At 36.0% G+C, this 16,980-nt stretch carries 17 protein-coding genes; 10 read left to right on the top strand and 7 right to left on the bottom strand.

Annotation, left to right across the window (positions count from 1 at the left end):
* The first annotated feature begins 177 nt into the window (after positions 1-177).
* Positions 178-1,677: a carotenoid isomerase gene (crtH, locus tag ACLLO5_RS24150; protein WP_413173020.1), complete on the top strand. Its 1,500-nt coding sequence runs from the start codon at positions 178-180 to the stop codon at positions 1,675-1,677.
* Between the two features lie 217 nt (positions 1,678-1,894).
* Here the strand turns inward: crtH and ACLLO5_RS24145 are convergent, their stop codons facing one another.
* A complete protein-coding gene (locus tag ACLLO5_RS24145) occupies positions 1,895-2,482 on the bottom strand; it encodes a Crp/Fnr family transcriptional regulator (protein WP_413173019.1) in 588 nt (195 codons plus the stop codon).
* A gap of 291 nt (positions 2,483-2,773) precedes the next feature.
* Here ACLLO5_RS24145 and ACLLO5_RS24140 point away from each other — a divergent pair, with 291 nt between their 5' ends.
* Together ACLLO5_RS24140 and cysK are read left to right on the top strand one after the other, a co-directional pair.
* Positions 2,774-3,256, top strand: coding sequence for an RrF2 family transcriptional regulator (locus ACLLO5_RS24140; RefSeq protein WP_413173018.1), 483 nt, complete (start codon positions 2,774-2,776; stop codon positions 3,254-3,256).
* Positions 3,257-3,274: 18 nt separating this feature from the next.
* Entirely contained in the window at positions 3,275-4,237 is a 963-nt protein-coding gene (gene cysK / locus ACLLO5_RS24135; protein ID WP_413176181.1) for a cysteine synthase A, read from the top strand.
* An 80-nt stretch (positions 4,238-4,317) separates the two neighbouring features.
* Here the strand turns inward: cysK and ACLLO5_RS24130 are convergent, their stop codons facing one another.
* Positions 4,318-4,974, bottom strand: a complete 657-nt coding sequence (locus ACLLO5_RS24130) for a cadmium resistance transporter (RefSeq protein ID WP_413176180.1) — start codon at positions 4,972-4,974, stop codon at positions 4,318-4,320.
* A gap of 80 nt (positions 4,975-5,054) precedes the next feature.
* Between ACLLO5_RS24130 and ACLLO5_RS24125 the strand changes: the two genes are divergently transcribed.
* Positions 5,055-5,717, top strand: coding sequence for a cadmium resistance transporter (locus ACLLO5_RS24125; protein WP_413173017.1), 663 nt, complete (start codon positions 5,055-5,057; stop codon positions 5,715-5,717).
* Between the two features lie 45 nt (positions 5,718-5,762).
* Here ACLLO5_RS24125 and ACLLO5_RS24120 read toward each other — a convergent pair whose 3' ends face one another.
* Positions 5,763-6,560, bottom strand: a complete 798-nt coding sequence (locus tag ACLLO5_RS24120) for a sulfite exporter TauE/SafE family protein (RefSeq protein WP_413173016.1) — start codon at positions 6,558-6,560, stop codon at positions 5,763-5,765.
* Positions 6,561-7,067: 507 nt separating this feature from the next.
* On the opposite strand from ACLLO5_RS24120, the gene ACLLO5_RS24115 reads away from it, so the two are divergent.
* Positions 7,068-7,796, top strand: a complete 729-nt coding sequence (locus ACLLO5_RS24115; protein WP_413173015.1) for a phosphatase PAP2 family protein — start codon at positions 7,068-7,070, stop codon at positions 7,794-7,796.
* 65 nt (positions 7,797-7,861) lie between these two features.
* On the opposite strand, the gene ACLLO5_RS24110 is transcribed toward ACLLO5_RS24115, so the two are convergent.
* Positions 7,862-8,491: a hypothetical protein gene (locus tag ACLLO5_RS24110; RefSeq protein WP_413173014.1), complete on the bottom strand. Its 630-nt coding sequence runs from the start codon at positions 8,489-8,491 to the stop codon at positions 7,862-7,864.
* Between the two features lie 934 nt (positions 8,492-9,425).
* On the opposite strand from ACLLO5_RS24110, the gene ACLLO5_RS24105 reads away from it, so the two are divergent.
* The 4 genes from ACLLO5_RS24105 (at position 9,426) to ACLLO5_RS24090 (ending at position 13,112) form a co-directional block, all read left to right on the top strand.
* On the top strand, positions 9,426-10,886 hold the full coding sequence (locus ACLLO5_RS24105; protein ID WP_413173013.1) for an APC family permease: 1,461 nt from the start codon (positions 9,426-9,428) through the stop codon (positions 10,884-10,886).
* A gap of 111 nt (positions 10,887-10,997) precedes the next feature.
* On the top strand, positions 10,998-11,639 hold the full coding sequence (locus ACLLO5_RS24100) for a cadmium resistance transporter (protein ID WP_413173012.1): 642 nt from the start codon (positions 10,998-11,000) through the stop codon (positions 11,637-11,639).
* Positions 11,640-11,715: 76 nt separating this feature from the next.
* Positions 11,716-12,552, top strand: a complete 837-nt coding sequence (locus ACLLO5_RS24095; protein ID WP_413173011.1) for a sulfite exporter TauE/SafE family protein — start codon at positions 11,716-11,718, stop codon at positions 12,550-12,552.
* A 2-nt stretch (positions 12,553-12,554) separates the two neighbouring features.
* The gene (locus ACLLO5_RS24090; RefSeq protein ID WP_413173010.1) at positions 12,555-13,112 is read left to right on the top strand and encodes a DUF1634 domain-containing protein; all 558 of its coding nucleotides are present in this window, start codon (positions 12,555-12,557) and stop codon (positions 13,110-13,112) included.
* Positions 13,113-13,318: 206 nt separating this feature from the next.
* On the opposite strand, the gene ACLLO5_RS24085 is transcribed toward ACLLO5_RS24090, so the two are convergent.
* Positions 13,319-13,564 (bottom strand): hypothetical protein, encoded by a 246-nt coding sequence (locus ACLLO5_RS24085; RefSeq protein WP_413173009.1) that lies wholly within the window; start codon positions 13,562-13,564, stop codon positions 13,319-13,321.
* Between the two features lie 193 nt (positions 13,565-13,757).
* Positions 13,758-14,945 (bottom strand): acyl-CoA dehydrogenase family protein, encoded by a 1,188-nt coding sequence (locus ACLLO5_RS24080; protein WP_413173008.1) that lies wholly within the window; start codon positions 14,943-14,945, stop codon positions 13,758-13,760.
* A 351-nt stretch (positions 14,946-15,296) separates the two neighbouring features.
* Here ACLLO5_RS24080 and ACLLO5_RS24075 point away from each other — a divergent pair, with 351 nt between their 5' ends.
* Positions 15,297-16,106, top strand: coding sequence for a prohibitin family protein (locus ACLLO5_RS24075; RefSeq protein ID WP_413173007.1), 810 nt, complete (start codon positions 15,297-15,299; stop codon positions 16,104-16,106).
* A 241-nt stretch (positions 16,107-16,347) separates the two neighbouring features.
* On the opposite strand, the gene ACLLO5_RS24070 is transcribed toward ACLLO5_RS24075, so the two are convergent.
* Complete coding sequence (locus ACLLO5_RS24070) at positions 16,348-16,800, bottom strand: hypothetical protein (protein ID WP_413173006.1); 453 nt, start codon at positions 16,798-16,800, stop codon at positions 16,348-16,350.
* Positions 16,801-16,980 lie beyond the last annotated feature (180 nt).

Raw genomic sequence — 16,980 nt, 5'->3', positions numbered from 1 at the left:
GTCCCTCTTTTTTTGTAAACATTTAGCGAACAACCAAAGCTACACTACCTGAGCAAGTAAATCCAATAAAATTAAAAGTGTTCTCCTTGATAATTCAGCCAAAAACCCTATATATTTCTTTCTAAGATGAAAATTATTTATTCTGACTCCTGACTCCTGACTCCTGAATTCTTACTTATGAATTACGAATTATTTGATGTTATTGTGATCGGTTCTGGTATTGGTGGTCTAGTAACAGCCACCCAGTTAGCAGCAAAAGGAGCTAAAGTATTAATTCTGGAACGTTATCTAATTCCCGGTGGTAGTGCTGGGTATTTTCAAAGTCAAGGATATACATTTGATGTTGGTGCATCAATGATTTTTGGATTTGGAAAAAAAGGAACAACCAACTTACTCACCCGTGCCTTAGAAGCAGTTAATGTCAACCTAGAAACAATCCCTGATCCCGTACAAATTCACTATCATCTACCTAACGGTTTAGATTTGAAAGTAGAACAAAATTATGAGAAGTTCTTGCAAAATCTGATTAATTATTTTCCCCATGAAGCCAAAGGGATTCGTAGCTTTTATAATGAATGTCAAAAAGTTTTCAATTGCCTGAATAATATAGAATTATTATCCCTAGAAGAACCACGGTATGTAGTGCGGGTATTTTTTCAAAATCCTTTAGCTTGTCTGGGTTTAGCTAAATATTTACCCCAAAATGTGGGAGATGTGGCACGGCGCTATATTAAAGATCCATTATTATTAAAGTTTATTGATATTGAGTGTTATTGCTGGTCTGTAGTTCCAGCCGAAATGACACCCATGATTAATGCAGGGATGGTTTTTTCTGATCGTCATTATGGTGGAGTTAATTATCCTCAAGGTGGAGTAGGAAAAATAGCTCAAAAACTAGCAGAGGGTTTAGAAAAAGCTGGGGGTCAAATTCAATACCAAGCTAGAGTGACAAAAATTCTTACAGAACAAGGCCAAGCTATTGGCGTACAATTGGCGAGTGGTCAAGTTTATCATGGTAAACGTATTGTTTCTAACGCTACAAGATGGGATACTTTTGAGAAATTACTACCTTCAGCAAGAATGCCATCAAATGAGAAAATATGGCAACAAAGATATAAAAAATCGCCCAGTTTTTTAAGTTTGCATATCGGTGTAAAAGCGTCTATTTTACAGGCTAATACAGAATGTCATCACATTTTGCTGGAAGATTGGCAAAATATGGAGTTAGCAGAAGGAACAATTTTCGTTTCTATTCCTACCCTGCTTGATCCAGATTTAGCACCAACCGGATACCACATTATTCATGCTTTTACACCTGCTTGGATTGCTGATTGGCAGGGACTTACACCAACTGAATATGAACAAAAGAAAGAACAGGCAGCGGGGAGAATAATTCAAAGATTAGAAAAAATTTTTCCTGGTTTAGATGCTGGTTTGGATTATCTGGAAGTGGGAACACCGCTTACCCATCGTCGCTTTTTAGGTCGCACAGATGGCAGCTATGGACCCATACCCCAGCGTAAGTTGCGGGGATTACTGGGAATGCCTTTTAATCGCACAGCTATTCCTAATCTCTATTGTGTGGGGGATAGTACATTTCCGGGTCAGGGTTTAAACGCAGTGGCTTTTTCTGGGTTTGCTTGCGCTCATCGTATTGCTGTAGATTTGGGACTTTGAATTTTAATCACAAAGCCTTGCTGCAAAAGGGTTTTATTGTTGCCTTTTACTTTTTGCCTTTAGGCTAATACCAAAAATACCTATTTGATAATTAACCAATTTCTCAAACATTCTACCTCCTGACTCCTGACTCCTGCCTCCTGACTCCTGACTTCTGACTCCTGACTCCTGACTCCTGACTTCTGACTCCTGACTCCTGACTCCTGAACTCCTGATCTCAAATTTCGTAATACCAAATATCTTCTTGTCGGACTACAATCCGATTCAAAGACAGTCGATCAATCAATCCTTCTTGTTCTAATTGTCCTAGCAGACGAGTGATGGTAACACGGGTAGAACTGATCAGTGCGGCTAAATCTTCATGGGTGAGACGCATATCTATTAATCTTCCTTGTTCTACTTGGGAACCAAATTTCTTTGATAACCATGCTAATAGTTGAATCAGCATGGTTTCTACTTTTTTATGGCTGCGAATGAGCATTAATTCTTCAGCTTGCTGGATGTGGTGAAGTAAAGTTTCTGTTACCTCATGCCAATTATCCATAGGTAAAATTGTGGCTTCTACTGTGGTTAAACATTCCATTTGATATGGTTTCATTTTCGATAAGGGTTCACCCACTACATCACCTGGACCCCATAATCCTAAAGCTACTGTGGTACCGTCTTCTAAATAAGTGTAAGTCAGCACAAAGCCTTGTTCTATTTGCCATAGAGCATTTTTTTTAATCGGTAAGAGCGATCGCCTGGGGAAATTTTGGCGATCGCTGTTAATAGATGATTGAGCCAGACCTGTGTATAATGACATCAGTATTAATATTACGTTTATCCGATGCACTAACCGTAGTATATAATGTTTTGGCTCTAAAAAGCTCTCTAAATTTCTTTCCAGAAACAAGGAGTTTATTTCTCTCTTGCTTCCCTACTCCCGTAGACTTCTGATCATAATTCCTACGAAAGATGAAGCAATTTTGAGAATTATGTCCATAAACTCCGGTAAGTCGATAGAGTTATGATATTTTATTAATATAAGTGGGATAATATCACATTTAACACTTAAAAGGAAACTATTTTCGTAAAAACACCCTTAAATCTATCAATGTACAGTAGTATTCTAAATACGGACTTGAATAGCCAAAGCTACGCTCTTCTGGATCTTTCTGCCAAAGTGGAATACGCACTATTGGCACTGTTAGAACTAGCCACTCATCACGATAAAAAAGTTCCTCTGACTATGAACGAGATTGCTGCCAAGCAACCTATACCAGAACGCTATCTAGAACAGATTCTCACTAACCTGAGACGTGCGGGTGTGGTGCAGAGTCAGCGTGGCTCAAAAGGTGGTTTCCTTTTAGTGCGTGAACCTTGGCAGATTACCTTGCTAGAAATAGTCACTTTGGTAGAAGGGGAACGCAAAGAAAAAGAAAATTCTGAGACTCCGACTATAGAAAAGACATTAGTTCTGGAAATTTGGGAACAAGCTAACGCTGCTTCTATTGAAGTGTTGCGCGGCTATACACTCCAAGATTTATGCCAGGAAAGAGAAGCTCGCGCTCAGAATAGTCCCATGTATTACATTTAGTCATCAAGAGGTATGATGATGCGAATAGCAAACAATATCACCGAGTTAGTTGGCAATACTCCGTTGGTGCAGTTAAACAAAATTCCCCAAACCTGGGGAGCATTGGCGCGAATTGTTGTCAAATTAGAAAGTATGAATCCTGCCGCTTCTGTCAAAGATAGAATTGGGGTGAGCATGGTGGAAGCAGCAGAAACAAAAGGCTTGATTATTCCTGGTAAAACTATTTTAGTTGAGCCGACTTCTGGGAATACAGGAATTGCTTTAGCGATGGTTGCCGCTGCTAAAGGCTACCGTTTGATTTTAACAATGCCAGATACCATGAGTCAGGAAAGAAGACTAATGTTGAGGGCTTATGGAGCGCAATTGGAGTTAACACCAGGGGTAGAAGGAATGCGGGGTGCGATCGCCAAAGCTACAGAAATTGTTGCTAGAACCCCCAATGCTTATATGTTGCAACAGTTTAGCAATCCAGCCAACCCCCAAATTCATGCTCGCACCACCGCTGAAGAAATTTGGAACGATACAGATGGAAAAGTTGATATTCTCGTCGCTGGAGTAGGAACTGGGGGAACAATTACAGGCGTTTCCGAGGTAATTAAACAACGCAAACCTAGCTTTCAAGCAGTAGCAGTTGAACCCGTCAACAGTCCAGTATTAGCAGGGGGTAAACCAGGGCCACACAAAATTCAAGGTATCGGACCCGGATTTATTCCCGCTATTTACCGTTCAGAACTCGTGGATGAAGTCATTCAAGTTACAGATGAACAAGCTATTTCCTACAGTCGGCGTTTAGCAAAAGAAGAAGGTTTGCTATCAGGAATTTCTGCTGGAGCCGCTTTATATGCCGCGTTGCAAATTGCCAAGCGTCCAGAAAATGCCGATAAATTGATAGTTATGGTGCAGCCTAGCTTTGGTGAACGTTACCTCAGCACTACGCTGTTTAAAGACCCAGAAGAAAGTGAATGGTTAACACAAGTTTAATCATAGGGAACAGGAAATGAATTTATTCTTTCCCGTTACCAAACAATGTCTCTGAGTTCAAAATTCACTGTTACCATTGGTCAATTCTTTTTCACTAAAACCAACAAACAAACACAACTAGCAAGGAGTTTAATCGGACTTAAAGCCTGACTTTTTAAGACAATTACAGCCCCTAAACCCATCAGCACGAAAGGGACAAGATAATTACCATACTTGGTTAAAAAATTGGCTATTTCCTTCTGATGGGTTAACTTATATGCTGCGTAACACCAAACTGCTAAAAGAAGAAAAAATAAAGCAATAATTATTAAAAAGCTATCTAATTTAGTGCTAGAAAATAACGGTATATAAATACTAATATTATCACTACCATTGGCGATGGTTATAAGTGCAATAGTATAAATTTGTGAATTGAATAATGTAGATGGTGTTATTTCTGATGAAACTTCAGACAATGAATCTGTTTCCCTATTTACCAAATTACTGATACCAATAGCAATAGGAATTAACCCTAATAAACCAATCCAAGTCGGAGGCAGAATAAATCCACTAAACAAACCTGGTAAACTGAGAATGACAAGAATAGTAAAACCTAAATACTGACCAATAACAATTTGCCAAGGGCGTAAATTATTATTTACTTGAGAAAAAAATAGCAATAAAATTATTAGATCATCAATATTAGTGGCACTAAATGCAGCAAATCCGGTGATAATAGATGTCAATAAATTATTTATCATTGGTAATTTCCACATTTAGAAAATTTATGGTAACAAATATTGATATCTTGATAAATTGTAGATGATCAAATTTTACCATGAATAGTCTAATTACTGCTTTTGCTCAAGGCATCATTGCCTTTGCCGCTACTAATATTGACGATATTATTATTCTCCTACTATTTTTTTCACAGATAGATAGTAATTTTCGCCGTAGGCATATTTTTATAGGTCAATACCTTGGCTTTGCGGTAATTATTCTTCTCAGCTTACCAGGTTTCTTTGGTGGCTTAGTTGTCAAGCGAGAATTTATCGGATTATTAGGACTATTACCAATAGCTATTGGTATTAAACAAATACTAAATAGGGAAGAGGAAAGTACAGAAATTCAAGCTGTGAATCCTGATTTTGCAGAGTCATTACATCCTAATCCCATATTTGCTTTTTTATTGAGTATTCTCCATCCAAATACTTATAAAGTTGCGGCTGTGACAGTTGCTAATGGAGGGGACAATATTAGTATTTATATTCCCCTATTTGCTGGACAAGATGTTACCAGTTTAGGAATAATTTTAGCTGTATTTTTAGGCATGGTAGGGGTTTGGTGTGGTATCGCTTATTTATTAAGTCGTCAAGCTACTATTGGTTTTCTTTTAAGTCGTTATGGTAAGGCTGTTGTGCCGTTTGTGTTAATTGGTTTAGGGTTGTTTATTATGTATGAAAGAGGTACTTTTGACCTGTTACCTTGGAAGAGAATTTAAAACGCAGAGGTATACAGAGTTTAGCGCAGAGGTACGCGGAGGTAATTATGCTTGTGCCACTAATTTCCAACTTACCATCACCAAGATGCTATAAATAATAAATCTGAGTGGACGTTGCGGTGCAATTTGGCAAAGTTTAGCACCAATGAGAACTCCTGGAACTGAACCAATCCAAATTGGTAATACTAAACTCCAATTCACTGTTCCTAATGTTAGGTGTCCCAGGGATGTGAATATTAATAAAATTGCTGCTTGGGTAATGTCTGTTCCTACTAATTTACGGGCATCTAGACGAAAGAAGGAAATTAAAACTAAGGCAAACATAGAGCCTGATGAAACGCTTGTCATGCCGACACAGAAGCCTAAAGCAGCACCAATTAATACAGTGAAAAAACGTCCTTTATTGGTTTTGATATTTAATTTGGGCAGTTCGGGTAAATTGATTTTAGGAAAAAAAGTCATCAATAACATTTGGATTAATGCTGTCAATGTGACTATCAAAATCATTATTCCCAGTAATCGCAGTAAGAGGTTATCTATGTTAAGTTCTCCACTACTTCTGAGTTGGTGCAAAACTCCTACACCCACTAATGAACCAGAAACGCTACCCATTGCCAGCCATTTGACTATTTCTAGATCAAGGGTTTTTTGTTGCCAGTGTTTTACTCCACCTACTACTTTCATTAATGTGGCAGCTACAACATCAGAACTGATAGCAATAGAAGGTGGTACTTGAAAGACAAAGATCAACATCGGAGTGATGAGAGATGCACCACCTATTCCTGTTAAACCAACGATGATGCCAATGAAAAAACTAAAAATTGGTAGTAATGAGTAGTCCATATTCCTAACTGGTATTGGGTTTTAGGTGTTGAGCATGACTATAAACCTTTGTTAATGGTGTCATCACTCCTGAAGGGTGAGATTTTCCACTGCTTGGAAATGTAGGCTGTAGTTTGTTTAACTTGCCGTAAATTCCTAAAAATCGATTGACTTACCGTATATTAATATTAATACTCCCAAAAGTCTAGTGTCAATATCAGTAAACAGTTATTTTTTTGCGTATTTTTCCTGCCCAAGAGAGAAAATAAAAGTATCAATAATCTAAACATATATATGTCAATACAAACTACGGTTGCGTGAGTTTGTATTGTTGGTTAAATTTGAATATGTAGTCAAATAAAAGATATCAGATATCTGATAGGTAGGTGAATATAATTTCTTCCTAATATCATATCTAGTTAATTAGTTATAGAAAGTTTTTTCAATTCCTGAGAACTTGTCTAATAGATATAAAGTCACAACAAAAAATAGACATAATATATAAATATATAAACTAGGTTTGTTGTCATGAATAAACGCAAGTCGCCAATTCTTTTTATCAAAAACTTGCTAATTTCCCATTGGCGTTCTCTATTGTTAATGCTGATAGGTGTGTATTTACCGTTGCAGGTTGTAGAGATCCTGGCGGTAAAAATTTGGCAAAATGAAGGAGGCTTTCCTTGGGATGTACCAATTTTAATAGCGATTCATTCTACAGCTAATCCTCAACTAGATATTTTTGCTGTAGTGCTGACGAAGTGGGGATCATTCTGGACAGCATTCCCTATTTTGAGTGCGATCGCTATTCTACTATTACGCAAACGCAGATGGAGAACACTGGCTTATGTACTGACTACCGCTGTGGGAAACTTGATCATTAACCGCACCGCTAAAGAGTTTATGCACCGAGTGCGTCCCCAATTGTGGATATCAAAAGCACCTGAATTTGATTATGCTTTTCCCAGCGGCCATGCCATGACAAGTATGACCCTAGTAGCAATTTTATTTATTTTAACTTGGCATCGTCCCTGGCGGTGGTTGGTTCTGACTGTTGGTAGTTTATACCTCTTGGCCATTGCTTGGACACGCCTATATTTAGGAGTTCATTTTCCCAGTGATATTCTTGCCGGTTGGATGGTTGCATTAGCTTGGGCTATTGGTGTCAGTCTAATTCTCAAACCTAATTTGCATAGACATACCGCTGTTAATAGCACCATGAAAACCGAAACTACTCTGCTTCCTGAAGAAAAACACTAAAGAAATCAGAAAATCAGTAGTTCAGAACTTCAACTACTGACTACTGAACTAATAACCAATGACTATTAAGCTTTTTTAGTAGGTGCATTAGTAACTCTTGCATCTACAATTGCTTGAGAAATATTAGGAATAAACCAGTTAATTTCACCAGGTTTGAGGATTTGTGTTCCCGCTTGGTTAAACTCAATTGCACCTGTATCTGGGTTTGAATTCAATACTAATTTAGTACCATTAGGAACTTTGACAACAACACCACCCGTTAGTTCTTGGTTTTGTCCGTCCAATCCTAAAGCTACAACTTTGATGTCTACGGGAAAATATATTCCTTTGCAGTTCCATTTATTTTTGGTAATTTGACCATCACCTAAAAAATATAATGCTGCACCTTGGGAGTAATCATCTTCTTCTAAATTTGGTTCTGGTCCATATATAGCTAAATTCTTCCCTGTTTGATTACTACATTGTCCCCAATCAATTCCTGACTCAAAGGCCAATTTTTGTAATTCTAAATCACTGATTATTTGCTGAAGTTGTTCTGGTGTATAGCTTTCAGGTGGGGTTTGTGTAGCTTGGGCAGTTTCTAATTGATTCAGTTGTTTAGTTAGTGCTATGTAATCAGGATTTTTATTATACCGTGGAGGATCTGCTAATGCAGATTCAGAAAATAATAGACTGATACAGCATATTGCAATCATCAATATGTACTTCAAACTTTTCATGGCAGTATCCTGGATTGATAATATTTAACTTAACCCTATAGTTCAGAAGTATGAAAGACTTTGATTCAGATATCAAAAATAATTTTCCTAACCCAAATCAAGCTACAAAATCATAATTATTTCTACTTGCTGAACAATTGGCAATTTTAAATTACCATCATCAATTCAAATTGGCAACAATATCTTTTTCACTGTTATGATACCCCGTATTTTATCTAAATTCCATATTTTCCTGGGCAATATTTCCCGTATTATCAATGATTTCAATCATATTTATTTATATATTCCTCATGATCAGGTAGTGTATTTTTATTTACTTCTAAATAATATTTTTTAATTATTTTTTATACAAAATTAATTCGCACAAACTCCGATGAACTTTTGAGGATTTATCAATGAGAAATAAATTTTTCAGAAAATAATCCTAAACACTTGCATAATAGAAATACATCAGGTACTATTTGATTTGTCAAAGAAAACACAGCTAATGATAGTAACTGTAAGTAATAGATATGGGGGTTATCTATAAATAGCAGTTACGGCTGATTATGAAAGCAAATTCTACACAGAAATTACAAACAATTGGTCTAACACACCTGAAAATTACAACTCAAATTAGCCATATATGAATAGAGACGCGAAATTCTTCGCTGTCTAATTGGCTTACAAATATTGACAGCAAAGGAAGATTTTACGTAAGCATTCAGCTACCAGCCATCATCAGTTAGCTTTTTCGGGCTAACGCCAACGATACCTATTTAATTTTTTGATAATTAACCAATTTATCAAACATTCTGACTCCTGAATTCTTACGAACAGTTTTCATTAGCTACCCTTAAGCATTGTGCAGACAAATATCAAAATCTCCCAATTTCCTATTTATATATGCGTCATTTCAAATTAGAAACCCATGAAGATTAGTCAAGAAATATCAACCCATCACAGCATTCATGGCTTAAAGCCAGATTGCCTTTCTTTTTCGGAAGTTTTGGCTCAATCCTTTGCTGTCATTGCACCTACAACCATACCAGCATCTAATATTGGTTTAATTGTGGCACTTTCAGGAAATGGGGCTTGGCTAAGTTTTGTAATTGGTTTAGTGGGGCTATTATTAGTCAGCATTAATATCAACCAATTTGCCAGTCGTTCTGCTTCTCCTGGTTCCCTCTATTCCTACATTACCAAAGGTTTGGGAGCAACAGCAGGTGTAATTTGTGGTTGGAGTTTGGTGCTGGCTTATCTATTTACGGGAATGTCCGTTCTCTGCGGTTTTGCTAACTTTAGCGGAATGTTTATTGGCCATTTAGGTATTCATCCCTCTAGCATCACACTGTTAGCTATTGGTGCAGGTATTTCTTGGTATGCAGCTTATAAAGATATTCAACTTTCAGCAGTAGCCATGCTTTGGCTAGAAGCTGCATCCTTAGTTTTGATTATAGTTCTGTGTATCATTATCTGGGCGCACAAAGGTTTTGCTGTGGATATGTCCCAGTTAACTTTGTCTGGTGTAACTCCTGGTAATGTGGCGACAGGATTGGTTTTAGTAATATTTGGTTTTTCTGGTTTTGAAAGTGCTACTAGCTTAGGAGATGAAGCAAAAAAACCATTACGAACAATACCCAAAGCAGTTATGGGTAGCGTTATCCTTGCAGGTTTATTTTTTGTTTCTACTACTTATATAGAAGTTCTGGGTTTTAGTAATACTGGCGTATCCATTTCTCAAACAGAAGAACCTTTAGGTTTTCTCTCTCAACAAGCAGGAGTGGGTTTTTTGGGAGAATTAGTAGGTTTAGGTGCATTATTTAGTTTCTTTGCTTGCATTTTAGGAAGTATCAATCCTGCGGCTAGGGTAGCTTTTTTAATGGCTCGTCATGGTTTATTTCATGCCTCTTTAGGTAATGCCCACTCAGCTAATAGAACACCCCATGTTGCAGTAACAATGTGTTCGTTGTTGACATTTATTATCCCTGCGGTCATGTCTTTTTTTCACATCAAACTTTTTGATTGTATGGGCTATTTGGGTTCTATTTGCAGTTATGGATTTTTAACAGTCTATATTTTGATTTCTGTAGCAGCACCAGTCTATTTATACAAAATCAAAAAACTTCGTCCGATAGATGTAATATTTTCTGTTTTAGCGGTGGGTTTTATGATAATTCCAATTTTAGGTAGTGTAGGTCTTCCTGGTAGTAGCTTGTTTCCAGTTCCAGCATCTCCTTACAATATCTTTCCTTACCTATTTTTAATGTATCTAGTTGCCAGTTGTGGTTGGTTTTTCATCAAAAAACAGCGTTCTCCCCATCTAGTAGCAGGAATGCAACAACGAGTTGAAGAAATTCATGCCAGTTTCACGGAAAAAAATAACTATTAATAGTTGTTAATAGATAAATAGTGGTTGTAAAAATCAACCTTTATCCTTGATTAACCTCTATTTATAATTCAAAATCTAAAATCCAAAATCCAACTAAAATCTAAAATTCCTATGAGTGGCGTAATCACAGCAATTAGTACAGGAGCAGCCGCTTTCAGTGCTACCAACATTGATGATTTAGTTATTCTGACTTTGTTTTTCTCACAAGTAAATGTAAAGTTTCGTCGTTGGCAGATTATTATCGGTCAATATGTAGGTTTTACAGCTTTGATTCTGGCTAGTTTGCCTGGTTTTTTTGGTGGTTTAATTTTGCCTCGTCCTTGGATTGGGTTATTTGGTTTAGTACCAATTATTATTGGAATTAAAAGCTTACTAACTTCAGAAATTGAGGAGTCAGATGATGTGGATACGGAGACAGATGTGTCTCATCAATCGCTGTTAGCGAAGTTTTTCAATCTGCAAACTTATAGTGTGGCGGCTATTACTTTCGCTAATGGTACAGATAATATTAGTATTTACGTGCCGATATTTGCCAGCAGTAGTTGGCAGAGTCTTTTGGTTATTTTGGGTGTATTTTTCTTATTGGTAGGAGTATTGTGTTATGTAGCGAATAGGTTAACTCATAATCAAGCGATCGCTCATATTTTCACAAAATATGGAAATCGTTTTATGCCTTACATCTTAATGGGATTAGGTGCGTTTATTTTCCTTGATAGTAATAGCTTTAGTCTCATAATTTTAGGTAATAAGTAAAAAATGTATGAAATATAGGGAGAAAAATAATTTTTATTTGTCCAATTACCAATGCTAATAACTAAAGAGGAAACAAATGAGCATACTAGCATTTTCTTTACTAGTTTGGCTGGGATCATTTAGTGCTGGCTTAGTAGGATCATTAACAGGTTTAGGTGGTGGAGTTGTCATAGTTCCCTTATTAACTTCTGTTTTTGATGTTGATATTCGTTATGCCATTGGTGCATCACTTGTTTCAGTCATTGCCACATCATTAGGTTCAGCTTCTACATACATTAAAACAGGATTTGCCAACCTGCGTTTAGGAATGTTTTTAGAAGTTGCTACTACTATTGGTGCAATTATTGGGGCTTTAATAGCTGCCTTTGTTTCTGTAAAATTTCTGACACTTATTTTAGCAGTTGTTTTGATTTATTCTGCATATTTGTCTCAAAGACCAAGACCAGAACATCAAGAAATTGCTTCACTAGACCCCATAGCTGAATATCTGCAACTAAATGGTACTTATCCTACTCCTGATGGTGTGATGCCTTATTACGTAAATTCTTTACCTGCTGGGTTTAGCATTATGTTAATAGCGGGAATACTTTCTGGTTTATTGGGGATTGGTTCGGGAGCATTTAAGGTGTTAGCAATGGATCAAGCCATGCGTCTACCTTTTAAAGTTTCCACCACTACCAGCAACTTTATGATTGGTGTAACAGCTGCCGCTTCAGCAGGTGTTTATTTAAGTCGGGGATACATAGATCCAGGTTTATCTATGCCGGTCATGTTAGGGGTTTTACCTGGTGCTTTTTTGGGAGCTAGAATTTTAATTGGTGCTAAAACCCAAATTTTGAGAATTATCTTCAGCCTTGTGCTAGTAATAATGGCATTAAAAATGGTTTATAACAGTCTAATAGGGGGGCTGTAGTTATGTATAAGCTAAATTCTGGATTTCGGTGGACTTCATCAGCACAAACAGAAACTGAAGTAATGACATTGGCTTTAATGCCAGAAGAACAAGATTCGGATATTCAACAGTTAGAAAAACAGCGTCTGAATCATGTTAATAATATGAATTTTCATGGTGAAAGAGTTAGTAATCAAAAATTAACTAAATCACAAAATGAAAAGCAATTAGAAATTCTGCTTAGTCATTTTCTCAAGTATGGCGTTTTAATTGCTAGTGCCGTGGTATTTGTTGGAGGTATATTATACTTAATTCATCATGGTTCTGAACCCGCACAATATCATATATTTCGTGGCACATCATCTGAGTTTTGCTCACCTATAGGTGTAGTAAACGCGATTTTGTCAGGTAGTCGTCGTGGAATTATTCAACTTGGATTGTTAATCCTAATTGCTGTTCCTATTTTGCGAGTAATTATTTCTTTGGTTACTTTTTTATTACAGCGTCAATTTATTTATGTGATCATTACTTTGTTAGTTCTTACTAGTCTTATATACAGTCTAGTGAGTGCCTATTACTAATATGTTAAGTTATAGCAACAGACATATCAGTTAGGACATCGTATTTTGATTCACAGGGAACAGACAATAAAAAAATGTCCTAATAATTGCGGCTACTGCTATATTAATTAGCAGGCAGAATGCAGGATTTAATTAATTTTGAATTAATTTTGTTGACTTAGCCTGCTGTCAGCACTATTTAGAATTTTTATCTATTTCCTGCTATCCTAGTGAATTGACAACTGTTTTTTAGTCATTTTCAACTGTTTCCAGAGGATGTGAATTTGGTGATAAGCCTCTTGTGAAGAAAGTTTACCACCAGTTTGTAAACTACAAATGTAGTCAACTCTTTGAGAAAAATCTTGGAGATGAGCATTAAATGTTAATGATTCTGGTTCAAACTGTCCATAATATGGACTACGAGGATAAAGAAAATCAGATATTTCCGAAAGAAAGTTAGAGTGTTGATTCATACAGCATTTTTCGGGTAAATGAATTACAAAAAAATATTAGTAATATCATAAAAAATTAACTAGGCTAGTTTAGCTTTTAAATTAGGTTAATAAAAAGTACAAGGGGAAAATTATCTTTTCCCCGAACACTAACAAATATTGCCACCCCAAAAATAGAAAAATTTTAGTGCTGACTGCTTAACATTTTGATGTTTTATGAATACTTAGTAACAATGGGATATTCTTCGTTGAGTAACCAATTGCCAATGTCACGCAGTTTATAATCTACAGGATCGTGGAGGGTAAAATTCCGTAAGTCTCGCCAGTATTTATCAAAACCATATTTATTAGCTGTGAAGTTATTACCCAGAACTTCAAAAATATGGTTAGTGATATTTAAAGAAACCTGAGTAGCAAAGGCTTTTGTTGAGAAGACTGCGATCGCTACTTTGGCTCTTGCTTCTATGCTTCTATCTATATCTTGTTCCCACTCCTGTTGTACTTGATTAGCAGTTTGATCCGCTAATGCAAGGGCAGCTTGTAATTCTGTCCATAATTGACCGTAGGAATGTAGAAGATAGGGATCATTTTTAACTTTATCTATCCCAAATGTATTCTGGGGTCTGGTAAAACTTTGGCTATACTCTGTTGCAGCTTCTAATGCCCCTTTAGCAATTCCTAGATAGACATAAGCGGTTGTTAATTGAGCAATGATTCCCAAAAATGTAATAAAAGCACCATTAGGAGGATAAGCATATCCTAAAAGTTCATCTTTTTTGACCAAAACATTTTGGAAGACATAAGTATCATGATCTTCCCGTTGCTGGTTAAATTGTCCACAGTCTTGGTTAGCAATAATGCCATCTCGATCTTTAGGGATTACAAATATTAATGGCATTTCTACACCATTATGCAGGGCAGCGAAAACCCGATAATCTGCGATCGCAACATCTCTTCCAAAGCTTGTAACACCATTCACCAAGTAATTTTCTCCCTCTGGAGTAATTTTCAGCTTTGTGTCGCGTGCATTAACGGCATTTGCCCAAAATAAATTCTTTTTAGCAGTTTCTCGATAATATTTTTCTTTTTGTTGTGGTGTACCTGAAACATGAGCTAAAGCTGTTAAATAGAGATGATTTCCATACAATTGCCCAATTAAGCCATCTGCTTGCGATAGTTCCTGAACAATTTTTAAAGCTTCTACCCAAGTAGCATCAGCACCACCATATTCTAGGGGAACGACTAAAGATAATAAACCAATTTTTTTAAGCCTTTCAATTTCTACATCTAGAAATCCACCGTTAATATCTCTTTCTACTGCACTAAAAGCAAGTTTTTGAGATAGAGAAGATGTGACTTTAATACCATCTTGAGATTCCTCTTTAAAAAATAGTTGCACCATGATGGGTTGATATCCTAGTTGTAACTTCTGTGGAGTAATTGAGACAAAGATTTTAATCTACAGTATCTAGGTCGAATTACTGTGGTTTATATTAGTTTGCCAGTATTTCACAAAAATTTTAAAATTGCGGTATTGATGAATACATTTTTTGTGAATATATTTTTTGGCATTACCAGGGCTAAAAATCCTTCTTAGTATCAAATGAGTATGGTAATATACAATTATTGCTGGTCAACTACGGTAATTCAGTACATTTAGTGTATTTTTAGGAAAAAAATGATATTATCAAACTTTTAAAATCAATAAAATTACAGAATTTTTTGTAAAAAATATGAAAAATTTTAGCTAGAGATGAAAAAATCTAACACTCTGAACAATGCTGGTAAACTGACTGCTTTAATCTGTTTACTCACCATATTACTTACACCAATCGTTATAGTTAATGCTGGTGAACGTGGTATATTAATGAAATTTGGTCAAGTTCAAAATCAGGTATTAGGAGAAGGAATACACCTCATTATCCCTATAGTCAATACAGTTAAAAAAATCAATATTAGAATTCAAAAACAGACAATATCGGCTGAAGCCGCGTCTAAAGACTTACAAAATGTTTTTACGGATGTGGCGCTTAATTGGCATATTAAACCAGAAGCAGCCAACCATATTTTTCAACAAATTGGTGGAGAAAAAGATGTAATTGAAATTATTATCAATCCAGCAACAGAAGAAATTATAAAATCAGTAATTGCCCAATATACTGCCGAAGAAATAATTACCAGACGTGGAGATGTCAAGACTAAACTAGATGAATTTCTAACCAAAAGATTAGAAAACTACAATCTAGCAGTTGATGATATTTCGCTAGTTCATATTCGCTTTTCTGATAGCTTTCGAGAAGCTGTAGAAGCAAAACAAATTGCCGCACAGGAAGCAAAACGGGCTGAATTTGTAGCTTTAAAAGCAGCAAAAGAAGCTGAAGCACAAGTTAATTTAGCAAAGGGTGAAGCTGAATCTCTCAATTTATTAAAAAATATCTTGACCCCAGAATTGCTACAAAGGCAAGCTTTAGAAAAATGGAATGGTAAATTACCATTAATCATGGGTAAAGATAGTTTCAAACTTTGGGATATTCAGCAGTTAATTACAGCCAGTGGAAATTAATGATTAGGTCAAAATAAACATAGAAATATCCCCAATAACTTCTTTAAGAATAGGATTTTAAAAAGTATCACAATCAAATTTCTTGTAGGGTGCATCAGATAGCAATACTTTTCGGTTAATCTCAAAAAATATAAATATGTAGGTTGGGTTGACGTTAGGAAACCCAACATTGATAGGATTCTGTTGGGTTGCGCTATCGCTTCACCCAACCTACAAAAACTATTAACCGAACAGTATTAGTTCAGGAATTATTGATAAGTGCAATGGGAATATCAATAATTTTCAACTGAATTAGAAACATAATTACTAATGTATAAACAGTGGAAGAAACCAAAGTATTCAATAACTCTTTTTTCAAGTTACGTTCTTTGGGTTCTTTCTGAAAAATATCTACTGAACCATATTGCATCAATAGAATACCAATAATATTCGATAGCCAGTAGCCAATAACTGTACAAGGAAAAAGTAATTTGGGTGAAAAAAAACTGCATAAATACCCAAAAAAGTAAGCAATTGGTAGGTTGAATAATAAATCATTCCACCAGCATAAAGGGGAAAGCAAGTATCCAAACACCAGAAAAAATCCACCTCTTAGCTGCTGCCAAATTTTCAATCTGGGTTTGATTGAAACACTTTGCTCAATTTCCTCTGAGGTGCTGCTAAAATCTTGACTGATTTTGGCTAAATCATTCATAAATACACTATTTCTATAGACTTAGTGTATTTTAACTATAAATCCCAAAAAAGTCTATATTCATCCTCAAAGATTCAAGGCAATAGGTTAAGCTCAAAACATTAAAATAGGTAGGTTGGGTTGACGTTAGGAAACCCAACATTGACGGGTTTTGTTGGGTTACGCTTTCTTTAGACCCAA

The sequence above is a fragment of the Anabaena azotica SJ-1 genome (assembly GCF_047275885.1).
GTDB lineage: Bacteria > Cyanobacteriota > Cyanobacteriia > Cyanobacteriales > Nostocaceae > Trichormus_B > Trichormus_B azotica_A.
The sequence above is the reverse complement of the archived record's forward strand: the minus strand, read 5'-3'. Positions and strand labels throughout refer to the sequence as shown.